The organism is Streptomyces sp. SCL15-4 (genome assembly GCF_033366695.1).
Taxonomy (GTDB): Bacteria; Actinomycetota; Actinomycetes; order Streptomycetales; family Streptomycetaceae; genus Streptomyces.
In genome coordinates this window covers 1238012-1255830 of the sequence record NZ_JAOBTQ010000001.1, presented here as the reverse complement: position 1 = coordinate 1255830, position 17819 = coordinate 1238012, and the positions used below count along the sequence as shown (strand labels likewise).

Genomic DNA, 17819 nt, shown 5'->3' with positions numbered 1-17819 from the left:
GAACTCTATCCGCCCCCGTGCGCCACTACCGCGGAGGGTTGCCCGGGTCCTGCGGCCGGGTGCCGAACTCGTCCCGGAGCTTGTCCTGGCCGGTGTCGACCCGGGACCGGTACTTGTCGCCGGTGCGCTGGTCGAGGTAGTCCCCGCCCTTGTCGATGCCCTTGTCGGCCGTGCTCTCGTGGCCCTTGAGCATGCCCTTGATCTTGTCCATGAAGGACATGGCGGCCCTCCTAGTCGCTGACAGGCTTGCCCTCCCAGGGTCACCGGCCCGCGCCGGGATCGCATCTCGGGGCCGGGTTCACCGGCCCGGCGCGAAGAGCGCGGCGAGCCGCCGGCAGGATTCCAGCAGGGCCGTACGGTCGTAGGTGCTGGTCGTGACGAGCACCTCCTCGGCGCCCGTCTCCTTCAGCACCGTCTCCAGCTCGTGCGCGACCCGGTCGGGGGTGCCCGCGATGTGCCCGGCGAGCGCGGACTCGTACAGGTCCCGTTCCCGCGCCGTCATCGTGTGCGTCCGCACCGACTCGGCGGGGGCGAGCGGCGGGAAGGTGCCGTGGGTGCGGGAGTACGCCAGCGACCAGGCCTCGGGGACCAGCAGCCGGCGCGCCTCGGCCTCGCTGCCGGCGACCGCGACCGTGCCGGAGATCACCACGTACGGCTCGGTCGCCCAGCGCGAGGGGCGGAAGAGGGAGCGGTAGCGGTCGATGCCGCGCAGCATCTTCTCCCGGTCCCGAAGGTCGCCGATGACCATGGGCAGGCCGGCGCGGGCCGCGATCCGCGCGCCCTCGCCGAGGGCCAGCACGAACGGCGGCACGGTCAGGCCTTCCGAGGGACGGGCCCGCACCCCGGTCGGCGAGCCGCCGGTGAACCAGTCGAGCAGTTCGCCGAGCTGCGCCGCGAAGTCCTCGGCGTCTTCCTTGTCCCGGCCGAGCGCCTTGCGCACCCCGTCCGTGAACCCCACCGACCGGCCGAGCCCCATGTCGATCCGCCCCGGGAACAGCGCCTCCAGCACCCCGAACTGTTCGGCGACGACGAGGGGCCGGTGGTTGGGCAGCATGACCCCGCCGGTGCCGACCCGGATGGTGCGGGTGGCCGCGGCGACCGCGGCGGCCAGCACGGTCGGCGCGGACCCGGCGACGCCCGGCACCCCGTGGTGCTCGGACACCCAGAACCGGTGGTAGCCGAGCGCCTCCGCCTCCCGGGCCAGCGCGACGGTGTCCCGCAGCGCCTCGGCCGCCGGGCGGCCCTGCCGGGTGCGGGAGCGGTCGAGGACGGAGAACCGGGTGCGGCTGATCACTGTGCTGCTCACACAGGGTTCAACGCGCGGACGCGCACGCAATTCCCCGGCCGTGCCGCGCCGGCGCCCGTGGCGGGCGGGTGGCCGCGGCTGGCTAGGGTGGCCGGTGTGACCGACCACAGCAGGCCGCCGATCGCCGTGTTCGACCTCGACAACACGCTGGCCGACACCGCCCACCGCCAGCACTTCCTGGAGGGCCGGCGGCGGGACTGGGCCGCGTTCTTCGCCGCCGCGCCCGCGGACCCGCCGCTCGCCGAAGGCATGGCGCTGGCCATGGAGAGCGCCCGCGTCTGCGAGGTCGTCTATCTGACCGGCCGCCCCGAGCGGTACCGCCGGGACACCCTGGAGTGGCTCGCGGCTCGGCAACTGCCCGAGGGACGGGTGTTCATGCGGGACGACGCCGACCGCAGGCCGGCCCGGTTCACCAAGCTGGCGATCCTGCGCCGGCTCGCCCGGGACCATGAGGTCCGGATGCTCGTGGACGACGACGAGCTGGTGTGCGACGACGCCGAGCGCGCCGGTTTCACCGTCGTACGGGCGCGCTGGGCGCGGAAGTCGGCCGCGCTGGAGGAGGCGCAGGAGCGGGAGGGCCGTACCTGACGCGCGCCGGAGCGGCTCAGTCGCCGTCCTCGATGCGGAAGCCGACCTTCAGACCCACCTGGTAGTGCTCGATCCGGCCGTTCTCGATCTGGCCGCGGACCTGGGTCACCTCGAACCAGTCCAGATTGCGCAGCGTCCGGTCGGCGCGGGCGATGCCGTTGCGGATGGCCTGGTCGACGCCCTCGTGCGAGGTGCCGACGATCTCGGTGACCCGGTAGGTGTGGTTCGTCATGCGGGTGCTCCTCTCGTGTCACGCCGTACTCCACCGTGCACTATCCGCGCGGTGTGCGCACGGCGTCCCGGGCGGCGTACCGCCCGGTAGCGCTTGACCTCCTGATTGGTCCATACCAAAATCCAGCACACCCGTACGAGCCTGTTGCGCTCCGTCCCCCCACGTCGGGCCCCCCACCCCTGTCCCAGCACCCTCGCCAGACAGAACAGGACCCCTCGTGAGACGTCGTCTGCTCGCCCTCCTCTGTGCCACCGGCTCCCTCGTCAGCGCCTGCGGGATGCTTCCCGGCGACGACGAGGAGCGGACGACCGTCACCGTGTGGCTGATGAAGGACAGCGCCTCCAAGGAGTACCTGCGGCGGTTCACCGAGGACTTCGAGCGCACCCACGACGACCTGCGCCTCGACATCCGCATCCAGGAATGGACCGGCATCGTCGAGAAGGTCCGCGGCGCGCTCAAGGCACCCTCCGGCGACGGCCCGGACGTCATCGAGGTCGGCAACACCCAGGTGCCGCTGTACGCCGACGGCGGCCGGCTGGCGGACCTCACCCTGGAGTCGATGCGGGACTGGGACAAGGACAAGTGGCTGCCCGGCCTCGCCGAGCCCGGCAAGGACGGCAACAAGCAGTACGGCATCCCCTGGTACGCGGCCAACCGGGTCGTCGTCTACCGCAAGGACCTGTTCCGGCAGGCCGGCATCGCCCGACCGCCGCGGACCCGCGACGAATGGCTCGCCGCCACCGAGAAGCTGAACAGCGGCGGGAAGCAGGGCATCTACCTCGCGGGCCAGGACTGGTACACGCTCGCCGGGTTCGTCTGGGACGAGGGCGGCGAACTCGCCGAGGAGAAGGACCACGAGTGGCGGGGCACCCTGGACAGCCCGGCCGCGCTGCGCGGCATGGACTTCTACCGGCGGCTCCAGGCGCTCGGCCGGGGCCCCGCGGACGCCGACGAGGAACACCCGCCCCACGCCGGGGTGTTCGCCGGCGGCGAGGTCGCACAGATCATCGCCCTGCCCGGGCTGGCCCAGTCGATCGTCCGGCAGAATCCCGGACTCAAGGACAAGATCGGCTTCTTCCCGGTGCCCGGCCGCACGGCCGGCCGGCCCGGTACGGTCTTCACCGGCGGTTCCGACCTCGTCGTCCCGCGCAACACCGACGACCAGTTCGCCGCGACCACCGTGGTCGGCGCGCTCACCGGCGCCAAGTGGGACACCGAGCTGGCCCGCGCCATGAACTACGTGCCCAACAAGACCACGCTGGCCGGCGAGGTCGCCGGCGCGGAGGGGGTCGCCGCCATGGCCGCGGGCGCGGCGCACGGCAGGGCGACCCCCACCACTCCTCAGTGGGCCGACGTCGAGGCCGACAACCCGATCAAGGAGTACATGTCCCGGGTGCTCAAGGGCGCGGACCCGGCGGCCGAGGCCCGCCGTGCCTCCCGGAAGATCACCGGAGCGCTCGCCCCGGACGTGGGCTGAGCCGCCGGTTCCGCGGTCACCGCGCCACGCTCAGCGACAGCGCGAAGCGGCCCGGCGCGTCCGTCCACCAGTGGGTCAGCTCCAGGCCCGCCGCGGCGAGTTCGCAGGTCACGCCCTCCTTGCGGAACTTGGCCGACACCTCGGTGCGCAGCTCCTCGCCCGCCGCGAACTCCACGGCGAGACTGAGCGCGGGCACCTTCACGGTCTGGGCGGTACGGGAGCGCAGCCGCATCTCGATCCACTCCCGCTCGGCGTCCCACCGGGCCACGTGGTCGAACGCCTCCGGATCGAAGTCGGCGCCCAGCTCGCGGTCGATCACGGCCAGCACGTTCCGGTTGAACGCGGCCGTCACCCCGGCCGCGTCGTCGTACGCGCGGACCAGCACCCGCTCGTCCTTGACCAGGTCCGTGCCGAGCAGGAGTCCGTCGCCCGGGGCGAGCAGCGCGCGCGCCAAGGCGAGGAACCGGGCGCGCTCGGCGGGCAGCAGATTGCCGATGGTGCCGCCGAGGAAGGCCAGCAGCCGGGGCCCGGGCGTGGCGGGCAGCGTCAGCGGGGCGGTGAAGTCGGCGATCAGCGCGTGCACGTCGAGCCCCGGACGCTCCTCGACGAGCGCCCGTCCGGCCCGCGTGAGCGCGCTCTCGCTGACGTCGACCGGCACGTACGCGGCGAGCGCGGGCAGCGCGTCGATCAGGTGGCGGGTCTTCTCCGAGGAACCGGAGCCCAGTTCGATCAGGGTGCGGGCGCCGCTCGCGGCCGCGATCTCCCCGGACCGGGTGACGAGGATCTCCCGCTCGGCCCGCGTGGGGTAGTACTCGGGCAGCTCGGTGATCCGCTCGAACAGCTCGCTGCCGCGGGCGTCGTAGAACCACTTGGGCGGCAGCCACTTGGGGGTGTCGGTGAGGCCGCGCAGGACGTCGGCGCGCAGCGCGGCCTCCGTCGCGTCCTCGGCAAGGGTGCGGGTGATGTGCAAGGGGCTCAACGGCAGGGCTCCTTCGAGGGTACGGCCGCCGGATCCTCCAGCGGGGCGAGCAGCACGCCGGTGCGGCTCGCGGTGAGCACGGTGCGGTCGGGGACCTCCCGCCAGAGCGGATCGTCGTCGTACGGCTCGGAGGCGACGACCGTGCTCCGGCCGGGCTCCGCGCGGTACCAGAGCGAGTCGCCCCAGGTGGTCGCGGTGATCGTGGCTCCGTCGGTCAGCAGCAGATTGAGCCGGGAGGCCGGGGCCGCCCGGGCCAGTTCGCGCACCGGTTCCCCCAGCGCCCGCTCCGGTGCCTGACCGGCCCGCAGCCGGTGCAGGACCAGGGCCCAGACGAACGCCGAGTCGGTGCGGGCCTGGAGCGACAGCAACTCGACCGGGGGCAGCGCGGACACCAGCGGTGCCGCCGCGTCCGGCCAGCCCGCGATCAGCCCGTTGTGGCTGAACAGCCACCGCCCGGCCGCGAACGGCGCCGCCGCGGCCTCGGCGTCCGCTCCGGCCAGGGTCGCGTCCCGGACCGCCGCGAGGACGGCGCCCGAGCGCACCACCCGGGCCAGGTCGGCGAAGGACAGGTCGGCCCAGATCGGCCCGGACCGCCGGTAGCGGGCCGGCGCCGGATCCCCCGGCGCGTACCAGCCGACCCCGAACCCGTCGGCGTTGACCGTCCCGTACCGCTGCCGGCGCGGCGCCCACGACTGCTGGTACAGCCCGTGCGCGGGCTCCACCAGGAGCCGGCCGAGCGGCTCCTCGGGCCCCAGATAGGCGAGATGACGGCACATCAGACGGCCTCCGAACGGGCGGTGCGGAACCCGGAGAAGATCTGCCGGCGCACGGGATAGTCCCAGTTGCGGAACGTGCCCCGGCAGGCCACCGGGTCCACGGCGAAGGAGCCGCCGCGCAGCACCTTGTGGTCGGAGCCGAAGAAGACCTCCGAGTACTCCTTGTACGGGAAGGCCCTGAACCCCGGGTACGGCAGGAAGTCGCTCGCCGTCCACTCCCACACGTCGCCGATCAACTGCCGTACGCCCAGCGGCGACTGTCCGGCCGGGTAGCTGCCGGCGGGGGCGGGCCGCAGGTGCCGCTGGCCGAGGTTGGCGTGTTCGGGCGCCGGGTCGGCGTCGCCCCACGGGTAGCGCCGGGAACGGCCGGTGACCGGGTCGAAGCGGGCCGCCTTCTCCCACTCCGGCTCGGTCGGCAGCCGGCGTCCGGCCCAGCGGGCGTAGGCGTCCGCCTCGTACCAGCACACGTGCAGCACCGGCTCGTCCGGCGGCACCGGCTCGGTGCCGCCGAACCGGCGCCGCAGCCACCGGTCGCCGTCCCGCCGCCAGAACAGCGGGGCGGTGATGTGGTGCCGCCGGATGTGCGCCCAGCCCTCGGGCGTCCACCACCGTTCGGTGTCGTACCCGCCGTCCGCGATGAACGCCTGGTAGGCCGCGTTCGTCACCGGGACGGTGTCGATCCAGAACGGCGCCACCTCCCGGGGATGCGCCGGCCGTTCGTTGTCCAGCGCCCAGGGCTCGCCGGAGGTGCCCATCATGAACGGGCCGCCCGGCACCAGGACTTCGGCCGGACCGGTGAACGGCGGCACCGGCTCGGGGTCCGGCGCGGTGAGCGCCTGCGGGCCCTTCCTGAGCTGATGCGTGATCAGCATGGTCTCGTCGTGCTGCTGTTCGTGCTGGGCGACCATGCCGAAGGCGAAACCCGCCTCGGTCAGCCGGCCGCCGTCACAGTCCGCCTTCGCCAGCAGGTCCAGCGCCCGGCCGCGCACCTCGGCCGCGTACCGGCGGGCCTCGGCGGGCGGCAGCAGCGGCAGCTTGGGGCGCTCGGCGCGCGGGTGCTCGAAGGCGTCGTAGAGGCCGTCTATCTCCGGCCGTATGGCCTCCCGGCCGCCGACCGCCCGCAGCAGCCACAGCTCCTCCTGGTTGCCGATGTGCGCCAGGTCCCACACCAGCGGGGACATCAGCGGGGAGTGCTGGGCGGTGAGGTCCGGTTCGTCGACACAGGTGGTCAGCAGCGTGGTGCGGTCACGGGCCGTGGTGAGGCAGGCCAGCGCGCGCTCGCGCAGGGTCTCGGTGTCCGTCTCGGTGGTCGTGGTTCCGGTCTCCGGGGCGGTCATGTGCGGCTGTCCTTCCTCCCGTGGGCACGGGTGCCTCCGGGTGGGGTTTCGTCCAGCAGGTCGTCGGCCGGGCAGCGGCCCCGGGCCACATGGCGGTCCCGGAACCCGGCCACCGCGTCGACGACCCGCGTCGTGGCGCCGAGCCGGGGCAGGGCCTCCAGGGCCGCCGCGAAGCAGCCGTCGGCTGCCTCGCGCAGCTCCGGGTCGGCGAGAGCGTGCCGGGCCGCGTCGGCCCACAGCGGATTGTGCGGTGCGGGCCGGTCCAGGGCCCGTTCGGCGAGCGGCTTCACGGTCCGGTAGGCGGTCTCGGCGGCCTGCGGATCGTCGAACAGCGCCGCCGTCACCGCGAGCGGCACGATCCAGCCGTCCGCGCCGGGCTGCGCGTCGATCATCCGCAGTTCCAGATGGCCGCGCGGCCGGACCGGCGGGAACAGGGTGCTCAGGTGGTAGTCGAGGTCCGCCCGGGTGGGCGGCCGGGGCGCGCCGGTACGCGTCCACTCCCGGAAGGTGAGCCCCTCGGGAACCTCCCAGGGGCCGCTGTCCCGGCGCACGCACATCACCGGCGAGTCCAGGACGTGCCGGGCCCACGCGGCGCGCGGCTCGCCGTCCAGCGGCGGAGCGCCGGCCCGGCCGGGCCCTATCTCCATCCACGTCAGCTGACGGGCGGACCGCCAGCCGGTGCGCCGCAGGCCGATCAGCGGGGAGTTGGCGAACGCGGCCACCAGGACCGCGCCCAGCTGGTGCGCCAGCCACCAGCGCCGGGCGTGCCCCAGCGGGCCCGGCTCCTCCTGCCCGGCGTCCACGCACACCTGGACGGAGGCGGAGGAGCACATCATGTGCCGGCCGGCCGGACCGGTGCGGTCCAGACAGGCTTCCATGGCGTCGTAGCGGGGCTGGTGCAGGAATCTGCGGGGCGGGTGCCAGGGGTCGTGGCCGATGCCGGCGAGCCCGAGGCCGTCACCGGCCAAGACGGCCCGTACGGCGTCCAGATCGGCGGATACGGTCTCCACGCACTCCATCAGGGAGGCGGCGGGCGGCGAGCTGAGCTCCAGTTGGCCGCCGGGCTCGACGGTGAGCGCCGAGGCCAGGGGCAGTTTCCGCACCGCGGCGTAGGCCGCTTCGAGTCGTTCGGGTGGGACCGGGAGCTGTGGCAGCTCCAGCGAGTGCACGAGCCATTCCAGCTCGACACCGAGTGCGCGCGGCGGTCCGGTCTTGAAGCAGATGCCCCGGACCAGGGCCTCCACCTCGGCCTCGGTGACGGCGGTGCGGTGCTCCGTACAGTCGCCGCCGTCGCTTTGTATATCGGACATGTCGGGATCCTCCTGAGGTTCCAGCATGCCATCGGCCCGTGGCGCGGGCCGAACAAGCAGTTCCCAGCCAAGACCCTTCGGCGGCCGCGCACAAGAGCGCGGGTCCGGCCGTCGCGGGCGCGCCGGCAATTCCGTTGCGCCGTCTCCCCAGCATCGCCCAGGATGCGTGCATGAGCACGACGGGGGAGACCGCGCGGCGCGCGGCCGTGGCGCCCACGGGGGTGGCGCCGTGAGCGCGCGGCTGCGCGGGATCGCCGCGGAGACGGAACAGATCGTGGCCGCGGGCCGGTACCGGGCACCGGACGGCCGGCAGGTGCCGGTCGCGGAGGCGGTCGAGGCCGCGCGGGCGGGCACCCGGATGTTCGGCCCCGGCCCGGTGCCGATGCCCGCGGTGCCGGTGCCGGAGGGCGGCACACGGCTCGAGGTCACCGGGGAGAGCAGCCTCGAGGCGGCCCGCCGGCTGGCCGAGGTGCCCGTCGCCGTACTGAACTTCGCCTCGGCCCGCAACCCGGGCGGCGGCTACCTCAACGGCGCGCAGGCCCAGGAGGAGGCCTTGTGCCGCGCCTCCGCGCTGCACACCTGCCTGCTGACGGCGCGCGGCTTCTACGACCACCACCGCGCCGACCGCGACCCGTTCTACACCGACCGGGTGATCCACTCGCCGGGCGTCCCCGTCTTCCGCGACGACCGGGGCCGGCTGCTCGCCGAGCCGTATCTCGCGGGCTTCCTGACGGCCGCCGCGCCGAACGCGGGCGTCATCCGGCGCACGGCGCCGGAGCGGGCCGCCGCACTGCCGGGTGTCCTCGCGGCACGGGCGGAACGCGTGCTGGAGACGGCTGCGGCCCACGGCTACCGGCGGCTGGTGCTCGGCGCCTGGGGCTGCGGCGTCTTCCAGAACGATCCGGCGCAGGTCGCTGGTGCCTTCCGGGCGGCCCTGGGGCCCGGCGGCCGTTTCTCGCGCTCGTTCGAGCACGTGGTGTTCGGCGTGCTGGACCGGACACCGGGGGCGGTGGTGCGGGAGGCGTTCGCGCGGGCGTTTCCCGGGACGCGGGAGTGAACGGCGGTTGTGCGGGCCGGTGGTCCGCGGCCGTCCGGCGCGGGCCCGGCGTCCGTCGGCCCGGTCCGGTGTCAGGTCCAGCCGTAACGCTCGCGCAGCCGCTGCCGGACCAGGTCGAAGCGCATGCGGTCCAGCGCGCAGGCCTCCCGCCGCATGCCCCGCTCGTGCAGCCGTAGCACCCGGTCCACGTCCACCCAGGAGTCGCGGCCCGACCGGTCCCACGGTCCGCCGCCGATCGCCACCCAGTCCCGGTTCCGGTCGTGCCGCTTGCTCGACAGCCGTACGGCGAGCAGGGTGCCCGCCGCCTCCCGGGCCACGACCAGCACCGGACGGTCCTTGCCCCGGCCGTCGTTCTCCTCGAACGGCACCCACGTCCACACGATCTCCCCGGGGTCGGGGTCGCCGTCATGGGCCGGGGAGTACTCGGTGCGCACCCGGCCCACCTCGCGCGGGTCGGCCTCGGTGGTGGCGTGCGGACCGTGGCGGCCGGGGGCGTTGTCGTCGGTGAAGGTGCTCACGCGGGAACCCTAACGCCCGGGCAATCCGCCTGGGGCGGCCGGGTGTTACGCCCCTCAGGACCCGGCTGTCACGCCGGTGCCGCGTCGGGCAGCCGGGCCGGTACGGCGTCGGGGCGCGCGCCGATCCGCATGCCGGGGCGCCGGTTGTGCACGGTCAGGTACGTCAGCCCGGCCGGGCCGGCGGTGATGCTGCGCGCGGCGCCGTGCGGTAGCCAGGCCAGGGCGCCCTCGGCGAGCGGCTGCCCCGGGTCCGAGGAGCCGTCGCCGAGCAGACCGTCGCCGGCGACGACCAGGACCAGCACGTCCAACTGCGTCTCGGTGTGCGCCGGTACCCGGCCGCCCGGAGCCAGCCGGACCACGTTCGCGTCGAGCTGGCGCCCGCTCTCGGCCAGCTTCCACAGCACCCCGGCGGCCACCGGCGGCGCCTCGGCCAGCGCGCGGGTCTCGCACAGGACGCGCGGCTCGGTCGCCGGACGGGCGGCCGGGCCGGTGTCGGCCGCGGACGGCGATGTCATCTGGTGTTCCCCTCGGTCTCGCGTTCCCCCGGTCTCACTCCCGACCACCCTAACAATTAATACATGTAGGATTCGTGAAAACCGATCGCGGACGAGAGGGGTGCCCGGACGTGAGCACGCGGGAGAGTCCGCGCCGCCGAGCGCTGCTGGACGTGCTGCGCGCGGCGCCCGCGCCGCTCGGTGTCGCGCAGGCCGCCGAGCGGATGGGGCTGCACGCCAACACCGTGCGGTTCCACCTGGACGCCCTGGTGGCCGACGGCCTGGTCGAACGCCGCACCGAGAAGCCCTCCGGGCCCGGCCGGCCCCGCACTGTCTACACCGCCCGTCCCGGCATGGACCGCGGCGGCCCGCGCGAGTACCGGCTGCTGGCCCGCATGCTGCTCAGCCGCTGGACCGCGGCCGACCCCGCCGAGGCGCGCGCGGAGGCCCGGGAGACGGGCCGGACCTGGGGCCGCTATCTGGCGGACCCGCCCGCGCCGGACGAGACGCCGACCCCCGAACGGTCGACGGCCGCGCTGCTCGCCCTGCTGGACGGCCTGGGGTTCGCCCCGCGGCCCGAAGACGACGGCGAGCCCGGTCGGCCGCCTCGGCGGATCCGGCTGCGGCACTGCCCCTTCCTGGAACTCGCCGAGGAGCAGGGCGGCCTGGTCTGCTCGCTCCATCTGGGCCTGATGCAGGGCGCGTTGGCCCGCATGGGCGCGCCGCTGACGGCCACCGCGCTGGAGCCGTTCGCCGAACCGGACGCGTGCGTCGCGCACTTGGCCGGCACACCGGCCGCCTGAGCCGGCCGGCCCTCGGCGGACCCGGGCGGCCGGCGTCCCGGTCCGCCGCAGCCGACCGGCGGACCTCCGCTCAGGCCCTTGCGCGGGCCCCTGCCAGGCCCCCGAGGACAACCCGCCGACCCGGCGGAGAAAGGCCCGTAGCCCCATGAACGCCGCCTCTGCCGCCACCGCCGGCGCGATCACCTTCGTCTGGCTCGGCATGGTGCTGGCGATCTCCTTCCTGGAGGCGCCGCTGAAGTTCCGCGCCCCCGGGGTGACGATCCCGCTCGGGCTGGGCATCGGCCGGCTGGTGTTCCGGGCACTGAACACCGTGGAGGCGGTCCTGGCCGTCGCCGTGATCATCGCGGTGGCCGTGGGCGGCGCCCCGGCCGCGATCATCGGGCCGACCGCGTCGGCGACGGCACTCCTCGCCGTACAGCTGGCCGTCGTCCGCCCCGTCCTCAACCGCAGGTCCGACCGGGTGCTCGCGGGCGAGCACCTGCCCCGCTCGCGCAGCCACCTGTGGTACGTGGCGCTGGAGATCCTGAAGGCCGCGACCCTGCTCGCCCTGGGCATCACCCTGGCGACGTCCTGACCTGCGGACCCGGCCGTCCGGGCGTCCCGGCCCGGCGGAGCCTGACCGGCATGTACGGCGCTCACCTGCGACGCGACCGGCTCGACCGCCGTACGCGGCCGTGGCGTAGACGGTCCGTTGCGGCCGGCATCCGACCACCGTCACCGCCGCCCCGTCTCGGTCCGGCCGGCGCCGTCGGCCGCCGCGTCCTCAACCGGCGCCGGAAGCCGCCCAGTCGTCGGTGTGCCGGTGCCGGCCGAGTCCCACGGCGTCGAATTCGTCCCCACCTGGCCGCCTGCGCACACCGAGCCGCCGCAGGGCCTGCGAGACGGGACCGACCGGCCGCGAGAACCACCTCTTCACCGGCACGTCCAGCGGCCCCAGCACCAAGGTTCCGTCAGCCCACACGGCGGCTCGCTGCTCACCCGCACCCCCGAAGTACTCGGCCTCGACATAGGCGAGGGGCCCCGCGACGGACCACCGGCCGAGCGTCCTCTCGAAGCCCGCCGACAGCCGCCCGAACCCCAGAACCTCCGCATCACCGCCGTCCGTGAAGGCGCCGGCCGGCTCATCCGTCATGGGCATCAACGCCAGCCCCTGCCGAAGAGCCGCCACCCGGGCCCCCGCGAGATCCCGTGACACACGACGCAGCAGCCCGGCCTCCGCGATCACAGCCCGCAACTCGTAACTCACCCAAGCCCCTCCCTCACCTTCGACCTCGTCGAGCCGCCGCCCGCCGCCGGCCGCCCGAGCCACAGGGGCCGCGGTCCTCCATGCGGTTTCGGCCCTTGTGGTGCTGCCTGGAGGTTACAGTCCTCCTCTGTGGGCCACATCACATCGAGTGGTGCGATGAGGTCCGATGGCGTGTGTGCAGGGGAAACGCGGCAGTCTGGGGGGATTGTTGGTGCGGGAGATGGTGAAGGGCTCGAATGCGACGCTTTCGGCCCTGAGCGAGAACGTCGGTTCGGTGATCGTCAGCCTCCGCTGGGCCAGTCCGAGCGGTGAGGGAGACGCTGATGTGTCGGTCCTGCTGCTCGGGCCGGACGGCAAGGTGCGCAGCGATGCCGACTTCTACTTCTACAACAACCCGGTGGCCTCGGACGGCAGCGTGCAGTTGCTCGGCAAGGCCCCGGCGGAGCGGGGGGACGAGGACCGGATCGGGTTCGATCTGACGGCGGTACCGGAGGACGTCGACAGGATGGTCGTCGCCGCGAGCCGGTACGGCGGCGCCCGCTTCGGTGAGCTGGAGGACCTGGGGGTCACGCTGTCCGACGCGGCCGGCGAGGGCATCCTCCGGTTCGCCATCGACGACGCGCAGTCGGTGAGCGCGGTCATCTTCGGCGAGCTGTACCGCAGGGACGGCGCATGGAAGTTCCGTGCCGTGGGGCAGGGGTACGCCGACGGGCTGGCCGGTCTGGCCACGGATTTCGGCGTCGACATCGATGACGACGCGGCGGCGGAGTCCGGGCTGGACGAGGCGGGCGCCGAGGAGGACGACGCGACGCCGCATGCCGGCACGGCCGATCCCGCACCGGGGCCGGCGCTGCCCGCCGTACCCTCCCCCCGCCGGTCCGGTGAAGCGGTTCAGGCGCCCGGCCCGGCACCACGCCCCCGCACGGCCAAGAGGAAAATCACCCTTCCCAGGGCGGCGAAGAAGTCTCTCGCCGAGAACGAATCCTGGAGGGAAGCGAGACTGTTTCCGGTCTCGGCACTCAAGAGCGACCGGGACCGGGAGACCCGCGCGACCTCGGTCCTGCTGTCGGTGATGGCCCAGGTGCCGGAGTTCGGCCGAAGGCTCATGGCCGGTTTCGGAGCGCCCGCGGGCCGCATGGAGACGTTCGTCGAGGTGTCCCTGCCGCACGGCGACACACCGCGACGGCCGGACGGTGTCGTGCGCGTCGAACGGGCGGGCAAGCTGTGGACCGCGCTGGTCGAGACGAAGACCAACGGCAACGCGCTCAAGAGCGATCAGGTGCAGGCGTACATGGATATCGCCGCGCGCCGGGGCTACGAGGCCGTCATCACACTGTCGAACGACGTAGCCCTGGAGGCCAGCCCCTTGGTGGACGTCAAGGTCGACGGCCGGCGCAAGCACAAGGTGGCCCTCCGGCATCTGTCCTGGGCGGAAGTCGCCTACCAGGCCCAGGTGCTGATCCGCCACGAAGGCGTCGGCAACGCGGGACACGCCTGGCTGCTCCAGGAACTGCTGCACTACCTCCAGCACGAGAATTCCGGCTGTCACGGATTCCAGAACATGGGCCCCGCCTGGGTGCCGGTGCGCAACGGCATCGACGACGAGACGCTGTGCCAGGGCGATCCGAGGGCGCTCGAAGTCGTGGAGAGCTGGGAACGGCTCATCCGTCAGGTGTGCCTCGGACTCGGAGGCGAACTCGGACGCAAGGTGCTCCCGGTGCAGCGGGGCAAGCGTGGCGGGAACCCGCGAGAACTGCGCCAGGCCCAGGCCGACCGGCTCTGCCTCCAGGGCCGGCTCCAGGCCGAACTCCGTATCGACGGCACGTCCGGTGTGCTGTCGGTCGGGGCGGACCTGCGGACCGGCAGGCTCCGGGTCTCCACGGATGTCCCCGCCCCTGCCCAGGGCTACCCCTTGGCCTGGGCGAAGAGGCTCGTCCGGCGGCTGGCCGAGGCGCCCGCCGACCTGCACATCGAGACACTGGTCGACGGTGAGACGGGTGGCCCGCGAGGAACGCTGGAGCGGTTGCGCCCCGAACCTGCGGACCTGCTGCCCAAGGCCGACGGCGCCCGGATCACCGGCTTCCGCCTCTCCTTGGCGAAGAGCATGGGCAGCGGCCGCGGCAACGCCGCGACCGGCTTCATCCGCAGTGTCGACGACGCCGTACAGCGTTTCTACGGCAACGTGGTGGTGCCCTTCGACCGGCCGCCGGCGCGACGCGCATCCGTCAGGGAGCCGGTGACCTCCGCGTGAGATCGCCCGTGCCGGCCGGCCGTCCGCACAGTCTCCGGCCGGCCAGGGCAACCGCAAGGGCCGAAGCCGGTGTGGCTTCGGCCCCTGGGGGTGGGTGGCTCAGGCGGCGGCGCCCACGTTGCCGTGCAGGCGGGCCACGACCTCGGTCAGCTGGGCGGCGACCTCGGCGTCGTCGGACGGGTGGGTCTCGGCGAAGCGGGTGACGGAACCCGGGATGGACAGCTTGATGTCCTCGATCACCTTGCCGCCGGCGATGCCCACGGCCTTGCGGGTGTCGTCCTGGGCCCACACGCCGCCGTACTGGCCGAAGGCGGTGCCGATCACGGCGACGGGCTTGCCGCCGAAGGCGCCGGCGCCGTAGGGGCGGGACAGCCAGTCGATGGCGTTCTTCAGCACGGCCGGGATGGTGCCGTTGTACTCGGGGGAGAACAGCAGGAAGGCGTCGGCGGCGTTCGCGGCCTCACGCAGCTTCGCGGCGGCGGCCGGCACGCTGCCCTCCACGTCGATGTCCTCGTTGTAGAACGGGACGTCGGCCAGGCCCTCGAAGAGCTCGACCTCGGCGCCCTCCGGCGCGAGCTTCACGGCCGCCTCGGCGAGCTGGCGGTTGTGCGAACCGGCACGGAGGCTGCCGACCAGCGCGAGGATACGAACAGACATGGGAACTCCAAGGGGCTGAAACATCGCTGTCACGATCCGGACCGAAGTCCGTTTAAGTGTGTATCACCATAAGCGGACCGCGGTCCAGTTTTCTTCCCGATGCTTTACGCTGGCGTCATGTCCAGCGCCCTGCCGCCCTTCCCGAAGCCTCAGGAGCCCTCAGAGACCCCCTCGCTGCTGGCGGTCGGCGCGGCTCCCGACGAGCCGTGCCTGCGCGCCGACGCGGCCCGCAACCGGGCCCGGCTGCTGGAGGCCGCCGCGCGGCTGATCGCCGAGCACGGGGTGGCCGGGGTCACCATGGAGGCGGTCGCCGCGGCGGCCGACGTGGGCAAGGGCACCGTCTTCCGCCGGTTCGGCGACCGCAGCGGACTGCTGATGGCCCTCCTCGACCACTCCGCCCGGCAGCTCCAGGCCGACTTCCTGGGCGGGCCCCCGCCGCTGGGCCCCGGCGCACCGCCGCTGGACCGGCTCCGCGCGTTCGGCGTGGCCGTGCTGTACCGCTCGGCCGAGCAGCTGGACCTGCAACTGGCGGCCCAGTCCGAGCCGACCCGCCGCTTGTCCCACCCCGTCTCCGCGGCCCTGCGCGCGCACATCACGGTGCTGCTCCGGCAGATCGTCCGCGACGCCGACTGCGACCTGCTCGCCCACACCCTGCTGGCCTCCCTGGACCCCGCGCTGATCCACCACCTCACCCGGCAGTGCGGGATGCCCATGGAGCGCCTGGAGGCCGCCTGGCTCGACCTGGTCGCCCGGGTGACCCGCACGGACCCGCCCGGCTGACCCGCCGGGAGGCGGTGGACGGTCGCACGGACCCACAGCGGACCCACAGCCGCCGGTCCGGCCCCGCGCGGAGCGAGCGAGCCGGCCGTACGGAACCGACGGGCGGAGCCCGGCGCGGTCGGCGTGGATTCGCCCGCTTCCCGCTCGGACGGGCGTCCGCTCAGCCCCCCGTTCCGGTGAACATCTCCACCAGCCCCCGCGGGGCGTCCTCGGCGAACAGCATCTCCTGGGCGCGCGCGGATTCCGCCGCCGACGCCTCGGCACGCGGGAACATCCGCGCCTCGTACGCGGTCAGCGCGGCCTCCGTGTCCCCGGGGTGCGCGGCCAGCGCGAGGCCCAGTTCGGCGCCGTCGAGCAGGGCCAGGTTCGCGCCCTCGCCCGCGAACGGGGACATCAGATGGGCGGCGTCCCCGAGCAGCGTCACCCCGGGCACCCGGTCCCAGCGGTGGCCCACCGGCAGCGCGTGGATCCGGCGGGGCACCAGCGCCCCGTCCGCGTCGCGGACCAGCGCCCGCAGTCGCTCGTCCCAGCCGTCGAACTCCTTCAGCACGGCCGCCTTCGCCGCCTCGGTGTCGGCGAAGTCGATGCCGTCCAGCCAGTCCTCCGGCGCAGCCACGGCGGTGTACACGTGCAGGCTGCCGTCGGGCTCCCGGTGCCCGAGGAAGCCGCGGCCCGGGCCGAGCGCGAAGAGCATGCCGCCGCCGACCACCTCCGCGCTCACCGGATGGCGCAGGTCGGCCTCCCGCAGATCCGCCTCCACGAACGACACGCCCGTGTACGCGGGCCGGGCGGCGGAGACCAGCTCCCGCACCCGGGACCAGGCGCCGTCCGCGCCGACCAGCACATCGGTGGTGAACCCGGAGCCGTCCGCGAGCGTCACCCGGTGCCGGCCGCCGTCCAGCGGCCGGGCGCCGACGACCTTGGCACCCCACCGGATCGTGCCCGCGGGCAGGGAGCCGAGCAGCAGTTCGCGCAGGTCGCCCCGGTCCGTCTCGGGACGGCCGCCGCTGCCGTCGTCGGGCGCCGCGAACCGGACGGCGCCGTCCTGCCCGAGGACCCGGGTGGCCTGGCCGCCGGCGTGGACGAGGCGCAGGAACCGCTCGTGCAGGCCGGCCGCCCGCAGCGCCTCCTGCCCGGAGTCGTCGTGGATGTCGAGCATGCCGCCCTGGGCCCGGGCGTCCGGGGACGGGTCCAGGTCGAACAGCGCGGCTTCGATGCCGTGCACGTGCAGCACACGGGCGAGGACGAGCCCGCCGAGGCCCGCGCCGACGACGGCCACGGGATGGTGGGGGAGGGGCGTGGTGGTCATGTGGCCTCCTGGCCTTCGGTCGGTACGACGGTCCGCTCGATGCCGGTGATCAGCGTCTGGAAGGCCCACGACAAGCGGGCCTCGGGCGTGCCGGACAGCAGCGCCCCGGCGTCGGCGGCGATGTGCGGATGGGTGGCGGCGGGTGCCTCGCGCAGGGCCCGGGCCACCGCCTCCCAGGCGGCCGGGGACTCCTCGCCGGCGTGCTCGGCGGCGGTCGCGGTGGCGTGCTGGAGCAGCAGGTCCACGCCCCAGGCGGCCTGCGCGCCCGGCACCCCGCCCTCCCGCAGCAGACCGAGCAGGGTCTCGATCAGGCGCAGGTAGTGCGGGCCGCTCGGCCGCGCGGTCAGCGCCGAGCGGGCCAGGGAGGGGTGCTCCAGGAGCATCGCGGTGTAGCGGGTGAGCACCTGCTCCAGCCGCTCCCGCCAACTGCCCCCGGCCGGCGCCGGGCCGACCGTGCCGAGCAGCTCGTCCAGGACGGCGGCGTGCAGTTCGTCGGTGTTGCGGACGTACACGTACAGCGAGGCGGGGCCGGTGTCGAGTTCCTGCGCGAGCCGTCGCATCGTCACCTTGCGCAGCCCTTCGGCGCGCAGGATCGCGACGGCCGCGGCGACGATGCCCTCCCGGGTCAGGGCGGGCTTGGCGGGGCGTTCTCGACGGGAGCGGGGAGCAGCGGTCATGCCGCAACTGTAACGAACATGT

20 protein-coding genes are annotated in these 17819 nt (G+C 74.1%); 7 read left to right on the top strand and 13 right to left on the bottom strand.

What is annotated here, in order from left to right; genetic code table 11:
* Positions 1-25: 25 nt before the first annotated feature.
* A complete protein-coding gene (locus tag SCK26_RS05155; protein ID WP_318200058.1) occupies positions 26-220 on the bottom strand; it encodes an antitoxin in 195 nt (64 codons plus the stop codon).
* 78 nt (positions 221-298) lie between these two features.
* The gene (locus SCK26_RS05150; protein WP_318200057.1) at positions 299-1306 is read right to left on the bottom strand and encodes an LLM class flavin-dependent oxidoreductase; all 1008 of its coding nucleotides are present in this window, start codon (positions 1304-1306) and stop codon (positions 299-301) included.
* Between the two features lie 96 nt (positions 1307-1402).
* On the opposite strand from SCK26_RS05150, the gene SCK26_RS05145 reads away from it, so the two are divergent.
* Positions 1403-1894, top strand: a complete 492-nt coding sequence (locus SCK26_RS05145; protein WP_318200056.1) for a hypothetical protein — start codon at positions 1403-1405, stop codon at positions 1892-1894.
* Between the two features lie 16 nt (positions 1895-1910).
* On the opposite strand, the gene SCK26_RS05140 is transcribed toward SCK26_RS05145, so the two are convergent.
* Positions 1911-2126: a dodecin gene (locus tag SCK26_RS05140; RefSeq protein WP_318200055.1), complete on the bottom strand. Its 216-nt coding sequence runs from the start codon at positions 2124-2126 to the stop codon at positions 1911-1913.
* Between the two features lie 217 nt (positions 2127-2343).
* Between SCK26_RS05140 and SCK26_RS05135 the strand changes: the two genes are divergently transcribed.
* Complete coding sequence (locus tag SCK26_RS05135; RefSeq protein ID WP_318200054.1) at positions 2344-3603, top strand: extracellular solute-binding protein; 1260 nt, start codon at positions 2344-2346, stop codon at positions 3601-3603.
* 16 nt (positions 3604-3619) lie between these two features.
* Here SCK26_RS05135 and egtD read toward each other — a convergent pair whose 3' ends face one another.
* The 4 genes from egtD to egtA are packed head-to-tail and all read right to left on the bottom strand — an operon-like array spanning position 3620 to position 8005.
* On the bottom strand, positions 3620-4582 hold the full coding sequence (egtD, locus tag SCK26_RS05130) for an L-histidine N(alpha)-methyltransferase (protein ID WP_318200053.1): 963 nt from the start codon (positions 4580-4582) through the stop codon (positions 3620-3622).
* The gene (gene egtC / locus SCK26_RS05125; protein WP_318200052.1) at positions 4579-5358 is read right to left on the bottom strand and encodes an ergothioneine biosynthesis protein EgtC; all 780 of its coding nucleotides are present in this window, start codon (positions 5356-5358) and stop codon (positions 4579-4581) included. Before egtC ends, egtD begins: the two co-directional genes overlap by 4 nt.
* Positions 5358-6695, bottom strand: a complete 1338-nt coding sequence (gene egtB / locus SCK26_RS05120) for an ergothioneine biosynthesis protein EgtB (protein ID WP_318200051.1) — start codon at positions 6693-6695, stop codon at positions 5358-5360. Before egtB ends, egtC begins: the two co-directional genes overlap by 1 nt.
* Complete coding sequence (egtA, locus tag SCK26_RS05115) at positions 6692-8005, bottom strand: ergothioneine biosynthesis glutamate--cysteine ligase EgtA (RefSeq protein ID WP_318200050.1); 1314 nt, start codon at positions 8003-8005, stop codon at positions 6692-6694. The genes egtB and egtA overlap by 4 nt, the downstream gene beginning before the upstream one ends.
* Before the next feature lie 229 nt (positions 8006-8234).
* Between egtA and SCK26_RS05110 the strand changes: the two genes are divergently transcribed.
* On the top strand, positions 8235-9062 hold the full coding sequence (locus tag SCK26_RS05110; RefSeq protein ID WP_318200049.1) for a TIGR02452 family protein: 828 nt from the start codon (positions 8235-8237) through the stop codon (positions 9060-9062).
* A 71-nt stretch (positions 9063-9133) separates the two neighbouring features.
* Here the strand turns inward: SCK26_RS05110 and SCK26_RS05105 are convergent, their stop codons facing one another.
* Both SCK26_RS05105 and SCK26_RS05100 read right to left on the bottom strand, forming a co-directional pair.
* Positions 9134-9580: a type II toxin-antitoxin system PemK/MazF family toxin gene (locus SCK26_RS05105; RefSeq protein WP_318200048.1), complete on the bottom strand. Its 447-nt coding sequence runs from the start codon at positions 9578-9580 to the stop codon at positions 9134-9136.
* A 68-nt stretch (positions 9581-9648) separates the two neighbouring features.
* Complete coding sequence (locus SCK26_RS05100) at positions 9649-10095, bottom strand: hypothetical protein (protein WP_318200047.1); 447 nt, start codon at positions 10093-10095, stop codon at positions 9649-9651.
* Positions 10096-10205: 110 nt separating this feature from the next.
* On the opposite strand from SCK26_RS05100, the gene SCK26_RS05095 reads away from it, so the two are divergent.
* Both SCK26_RS05095 and SCK26_RS05090 read left to right on the top strand, forming a co-directional pair.
* Entirely contained in the window at positions 10206-10877 is a 672-nt protein-coding gene (locus SCK26_RS05095; protein ID WP_318200046.1) for a helix-turn-helix transcriptional regulator, read from the top strand.
* 145 nt (positions 10878-11022) lie between these two features.
* The gene (locus tag SCK26_RS05090) at positions 11023-11451 is read left to right on the top strand and encodes a hypothetical protein (protein ID WP_318200045.1); all 429 of its coding nucleotides are present in this window, start codon (positions 11023-11025) and stop codon (positions 11449-11451) included.
* A 189-nt stretch (positions 11452-11640) separates the two neighbouring features.
* Here the strand turns inward: SCK26_RS05090 and SCK26_RS05085 are convergent, their stop codons facing one another.
* Complete coding sequence (locus SCK26_RS05085; RefSeq protein WP_318200044.1) at positions 11641-12102, bottom strand: hypothetical protein; 462 nt, start codon at positions 12100-12102, stop codon at positions 11641-11643.
* A gap of 241 nt (positions 12103-12343) precedes the next feature.
* Here SCK26_RS05085 and SCK26_RS05080 point away from each other — a divergent pair, with 241 nt between their 5' ends.
* Positions 12344-14374, top strand: coding sequence for a TerD family protein (locus tag SCK26_RS05080; RefSeq protein ID WP_318205923.1), 2031 nt, complete (start codon positions 12344-12346; stop codon positions 14372-14374).
* Between the two features lie 99 nt (positions 14375-14473).
* Here the strand turns inward: SCK26_RS05080 and SCK26_RS05075 are convergent, their stop codons facing one another.
* On the bottom strand, positions 14474-15031 hold the full coding sequence (locus tag SCK26_RS05075) for an NAD(P)H-dependent oxidoreductase (RefSeq protein WP_318200043.1): 558 nt from the start codon (positions 15029-15031) through the stop codon (positions 14474-14476).
* 99 nt (positions 15032-15130) lie between these two features.
* Between SCK26_RS05075 and SCK26_RS05070 the strand changes: the two genes are divergently transcribed.
* A complete protein-coding gene (locus tag SCK26_RS05070) occupies positions 15131-15811 on the top strand; it encodes a helix-turn-helix domain-containing protein (RefSeq protein WP_318200042.1) in 681 nt (226 codons plus the stop codon).
* 160 nt (positions 15812-15971) lie between these two features.
* Here SCK26_RS05070 and SCK26_RS05065 read toward each other — a convergent pair whose 3' ends face one another.
* Positions 15972-17120, bottom strand: a complete 1149-nt coding sequence (locus tag SCK26_RS05065) for an NAD(P)/FAD-dependent oxidoreductase (RefSeq protein WP_318200041.1) — start codon at positions 17118-17120, stop codon at positions 15972-15974.
* Positions 17117-17797, bottom strand: a complete 681-nt coding sequence (locus SCK26_RS05060) for a TetR/AcrR family transcriptional regulator (protein WP_318200040.1) — start codon at positions 17795-17797, stop codon at positions 17117-17119. The genes SCK26_RS05065 and SCK26_RS05060 overlap by 4 nt, the downstream gene beginning before the upstream one ends.
* Positions 17798-17819: the final 22 nt, after the last annotated feature.

Coding starts and splice junctions, on each gene's coding strand:
- SCK26_RS05080 (WP_318205923.1), top strand. CDS start 12,344: ATGGTGAAGGGCTCGAATGCGACGCTTTCGGCCCTGAGCGAGAACGTC.
- egtA (WP_318200050.1), bottom strand. CDS start 8,005: ATGTCCGATATACAAAGCGACGGCGGCGACTGTACGGAGCACCGCACC.
- SCK26_RS05100 (WP_318200047.1), bottom strand. CDS start 10,095: ATGACATCGCCGTCCGCGGCCGACACCGGCCCGGCCGCCCGTCCGGCG.
- SCK26_RS05065 (WP_318200041.1), bottom strand. CDS start 17,120: ATGACCACCACGCCCCTCCCCCACCATCCCGTGGCCGTCGTCGGCGCG.
- SCK26_RS05155 (WP_318200058.1), bottom strand. CDS start 220: ATGTCCTTCATGGACAAGATCAAGGGCATGCTCAAGGGCCACGAGAGC.
- egtB (WP_318200051.1), bottom strand. CDS start 6,695: ATGACCGCCCCGGAGACCGGAACCACGACCACCGAGACGGACACCGAG.
- SCK26_RS05060 (WP_318200040.1), bottom strand. CDS start 17,797: ATGACCGCTGCTCCCCGCTCCCGTCGAGAACGCCCCGCCAAGCCCGCC.
- SCK26_RS05140 (WP_318200055.1), bottom strand. CDS start 2,126: ATGACGAACCACACCTACCGGGTCACCGAGATCGTCGGCACCTCGCAC.
- egtC (WP_318200052.1), bottom strand. CDS start 5,358: ATGTGCCGTCATCTCGCCTATCTGGGGCCCGAGGAGCCGCTCGGCCGG.
- SCK26_RS05075 (WP_318200043.1), bottom strand. CDS start 15,031: ATGTCTGTTCGTATCCTCGCGCTGGTCGGCAGCCTCCGTGCCGGTTCG.
- SCK26_RS05070 (WP_318200042.1), top strand. CDS start 15,131: ATGCTTTACGCTGGCGTCATGTCCAGCGCCCTGCCGCCCTTCCCGAAG.
- SCK26_RS05090 (WP_318200045.1), top strand. CDS start 11,023: ATGAACGCCGCCTCTGCCGCCACCGCCGGCGCGATCACCTTCGTCTGG.